This is a genomic window from Synechococcus sp. R8-2 (genome assembly GCF_047461715.1).
In the GTDB taxonomy this organism is placed as follows: domain Bacteria; phylum Cyanobacteriota; class Cyanobacteriia; order Thermostichales; family Thermostichaceae; genus Thermostichus.
Genome location: NZ_JANSHQ010000234.1, coordinates 1 through 4546 on the forward strand (window position 1 = coordinate 1; position 4546 = coordinate 4546).

General features: G+C 49.5%; 2 protein-coding genes. One reads left to right on the forward strand and one right to left on the reverse strand.

Features of this window, described 5'->3' with window-relative positions; all coding sequences use genetic code 11:
- Positions 1-256, reverse strand: a 256-nt coding sequence (locus NW819_RS06235) for a type IV pilin protein (protein WP_414413225.1), incomplete at its 3' end; no start/stop codon positions are given.
- A 203-nt stretch (positions 257-459) separates the two neighbouring features.
- Between NW819_RS06235 and NW819_RS06240 the strand changes: the two genes are divergently transcribed.
- Positions 460-4239, forward strand: a complete 3780-nt coding sequence (locus NW819_RS06240) for an FkbM family methyltransferase (RefSeq protein WP_414413226.1) — start codon at positions 460-462, stop codon at positions 4237-4239.
- The last annotated feature ends 307 nt before the right edge of the window (positions 4240-4546 follow it).

The following is a 4546-nucleotide window of genomic DNA, read 5'->3' on the forward strand; positions in this document are numbered from 1 at the left end:
CATACTCGTGAGGATAGACGCCGAAGTCGAGTCGGTAGACTTCAGAGCCACGGCCTACTTCAGTGAGAGCCGCTTGAGCTTCGGCTGTACGGGAGCGGCGCACTTGGTTTAAGAACTGCGGGATTGCCACTGCAGACAGCACACCCACAATTACAATCACCACCAACAGCTCAATCAGGGTGAAGCCCTTGGCTTTGGAGAGAATTTGCTGAGCCAGTTTGGCCCGCAACAGAGACTGACGAGACTTTGCGCTCATGAGTACCAGATCCTTTAGCAAACTAGAGAGTTAACTGTGCAGCTCACCTGCTAGTGCTAACTTACCCCGCTCAAGGGCGATTCATAACAGCCTGCTCCCTGGCGCAACTGCGGATTTTTGCCAGATGAGCCTGACACAGGTCAGTGGTTTAGCTGAGCCGGCCTCAGCATGGCAGATTAAGACTAGCACTCTTCCTTCAACCTATGAACCCTACGCTGCAAGCCCGGATCCTAGAAGCCAAGCAACTGCTTCAGCAGTCTCCCGATGCTTTTGTGGAGTGGTTGGTTGCTTTTTACCGAGAGCAAGACGCAAAGGATTGGCGGGAGTTCCTGTGGGGTTTCTTTGACCTCTCCTCAGCCAATGATTTGGCTTCCCCCTCTGAGCCAGAGGCAATTACCCTATCGGCGCTGGAGCAGGCCTTGGCTGCTGGCCAGCTGAGCCTTGCTTACCAGCTCTACACGCCTCTGGTGAGAACAGGGATCCTGTCCCAGGAGAAAGTCTTGGATTTGTTGCTATCCCTCGCAAGTCGTCTGGAAAACAGCCCCGCGCAGGAGCCGCAGCAGCGTCTCCAGGTTTGTCTGAAGCTGCGGGAGATGGCCTTTGAGCTGGATCCAAGCCGGCGGGACAACACCCAAGTTTTGCTGATGCGGGCCCTGCAAGCTGAGGACGAGCTGGCAGTAGGCTTTTATGGGCAAGCCTTGCTGGATGGCCTAGGCGGCGAGGGCAGCCTGGACATTACTCAGGAGCCGCTCCTCACTGAATTGCTCGCGCGGCTATGGGATGACGGCTACCTGGATTTGTTTTTTGAGGTGGCCACAGCTTTACAAGCTCGTCTTTTGGAGGACCAGAAATCCGGATTTGCTGCTTTGCTGGCCCAGCTAGCCAATGCGGTGGATCCCGAGCAGGCGAAGCGCTATGAAGGTTTGTGGACGATAGAGGACTTAATCGGTGACTTTTTTCAGAGGGCAGCCCGCGCCTTCTTCCAGAACTCTACCAGTGATGGCTATTCCATTTTAGGAGAAGCTCTCATCACGGCGGCCGAGAGCTCACAGGTGCAAGAGAACTTTACTCTTCGTCTATCCCTTCTATCAGAATCGCTGGAAAAGTTGATCCATGCTGCCCAGCCAGAACGGATAAACCTTGTTATCCAGAAAATTATAGACTTAATTTTATCGAGGGAAGCCGACTTAGGATCACTAAGAATTAACGATGAAAATCTACTCGAGAGTCTAACGATTGCTAAAGCCATTCTGTTTCGAGTTTGCTTTTGCTGGAGCTATCTAACTGATGATCGTTCTCTGATTCGTCGTTACCAGCAGATTGGTGGTAGAATCTTTAACGATTGCCTAAGCTTAATGGCTTCTCAGCGAGACTTCCTCTGGTCAGAGTATTGGCAGAGAAACCAGCAAGATTACTGCAGATCCGGTAGAGCTGAGCGCAAGTTGCGAGTGGGCTTTTTGAGTAGCTGCTTTCATCGGCACTCGGTTGGCTTTCTCAGCGAGGCTACCCTAAGAAATCTATCTCGCAGTTTGGTGGATGTTGCCTATTACTACTACCAAGGGTGGAAAAGCGAAGAGATAGTCGGCCGTGACAATATGTATCAAAGATTTCGCTCTCAAGAAAATCTCTATTTCTGCTTTTTTCCTGAGGAAACTAAATCGCCTCAGGTAGCTGCTCAAGCACGCGAGGATCGCATCGATATTATGATATTTATGGACTCTATTACCTGCCACGATGCGAATATTGTAGCAGCTTTGCGAGCTGCCCCCATCCAAATTGGTTGGCTGGGTGGAGATGCTGTCGGTTTGCCAGAATTTGATTACTTTTTCGCCGATCCCTATGTCCTTCCTGAAGATGCACAGGCCGATTACCATGAAAAAATTATCCGCTTGCCTAGCTACTGTGCTGTTGAGTATCTGGACATTACTCCTGCAGATGAGGTGAATTTCAAAAACAAGCTGAGAATAGGCCCGCAAGATATTGTTTTCCTAACTGCGGCCAGTGCTTACAAGCGTACCCCCGAATGTATTGATGCCCATCTGCAAATCCTGAAAGCTGTTCCCAAGGGGATCTTGATCGTCAAAGGCTCGGGGGAAATTGCCACGGTTATCAGGCGCTATCAGGAAAGAGCCAAAGAATTAGATGTTTTGGATCGCGTCCGATTTCTAGCCAAAACCAGTACTGTAGAAGAGCATCGCGGCCAACTGGCTTTGGTGGATCTGGTCTTAGATACCTTTCCCTACACAGGCGCAACCCACACTATGGAAGCCCTCTACATGGGCGTGCCAGTTCTTACCTTAGTAGGTCGCCATTACTACGGCCGAATGAGCTATAGCTTGCTGAAAAATGTAGGCCTTGAAGATTGCATCACTTGGTCGGTGGAAGAGTTTATCCAACGCGGGATCCAACTGGGCAATGATCCGGAGTGGATTAATCGGATCAAAAGGCAAATCAAGGATTCTCGCCGTTGGTCGGTGATTTGGGATCCAAGAGAACATGCCCGCAGCATGGAAGCTGCTTTCTTCCACATCCTGGAAGGTAAATCCCACGAAACTTATACGTTTCACCCCAACGACTTGTACTCAACTCCAGATGAATGGAATCAAGCTGGGATCCAGCTCATTCGATCCCTAAGTGCTGATGCTTCGGTTTCAACGCACCAATCCGCTTGGGAAGAAGCGCTGTCTTTGTGGCGAAGGGGCTTGGCAAGGGATCCCTATCATGTTCCGTGTTGGCTAAACCGAATCCATGCCCTATTGGTATTGGGCGATCGCTCTCGCGCTTTTGAAGATGCCTACGCTCTACTAGAATTTCTGTGCACAGAAGCGGCAGGTTTACGTCCTTCCAAAGCGATAGATCTCCCCATCTGGGTTGAAAGCGAAGTTTCTGCCCGCCCAAATGCTTACACGAAACACAGTTACCTCTATTATTTAGCCAGATGGATAGCTACTCATATTGGGGTCGTATACAGCCCAGAAGCCATGCGATTTTGGAACCTAACTTATTCGATAGATCCAGATGATGAACAAGCAGCTCTGGCGGTAGCGATTGAGCTTCTCTCGCAGAAAAAGATAGAAGGGCTAATACCAATTAACCATATACTTAGCCTTGATCCAACTCATCGCCAAGCATGCCTGGTCAAGGAAATTGCACTGTGGGAGGTTGTGTCTCAAGTGCAAACAGCCTCTTTCCCTGCGCAGCCCGATCTCTATTTTGACTATGAAAATTGCAGATTCTCCCTCGAGCCTTCGTTCTCGAGTGTTGTCACGCGCGTTCTACTTACTCAAGGAGAATGGCTTGAGAGCGAGATTAGCTTCTGCAAGCACTTTTTAAGACCAGGGATGAATGTAATCGACGTAGGGGCAAATGTTGGGGTATACACTTTCCTTGCTGCGCATCGAGTAGGTCCTACGGGTAGTGTAATCGCAATTGAGCCCACGGCTTCTTGTCTTCAGTGTATGCGGAAGACAATAAGTGCCAGCTCCCTAGAGGATGTTGTCTTCCTTATCGAAGCTGCTGCCGGTGAGCATGAAGGCACTGTTCAGTTAGGAGAAGAAAGATCTGGGGCATTTAACTCTATCGGAAATCCGAAGCAGGCATCAGGGCAGGCGTCAAATAATGGTGAAGGAAAAATTGTGAATCTTGTTACCCTGGACTCTGTGTGGCGTTCGAAAGGTGAACCCCGGATTGATCTTATCAAGATTGATGTAGAAGGCGCGGAAGAGCAGGTCGTTTCCGGCAGTCTAGAGTTGCTTGCCGCCAGTCACCCTGTTCTTATTCTTGAAAACAAGCACGGCCCTAAAGTTACTGGAACTTCTACAGCTAAAATACTGGAGCCTTTGGGATATGAGTTTTACACCTACAACCATTTCCTGAATAAGCTAGCCAAGATTAAGACTCAGCAATACTCGATTTCTACTCTAAACATTATTGCGATTCATTCTTCAGATCTGGAAAAAGTTGCAGACATGATATCGGTTTAGAAAGTTGGATCCGAATTTTGCTCTTTTGCTTGTGTTGAGCAAGGAGCTTTCCAGGGCTGGGTGGTTTCTGTTGTACGAGCAAGTCATTCAACTTTTCTGGGGAACAGAGCTTGCAGTGGGGGTGGGCAATCGTAAGTAGACAGCTCATGCCAAGAAGTCCAACTGACGTTAGACACTGCAGGCGCCGCGAGCAAGCCAATTTGAGCAAATTCAACTAACCGGAAGAGCGTAGCAATTGCATCAACTGCTGAGGCGTCATCTGCTCGTAGGGCTCAAAGGGCTGGTGGATCCAAGGGTTATCCGGCAA

Coding starts and splice junctions, on each gene's coding strand:
- NW819_RS06240 (WP_414413226.1), top strand. CDS start 460: ATGAACCCTACGCTGCAAGCCCGGATCCTAGAAGCCAAGCAACTGCTT.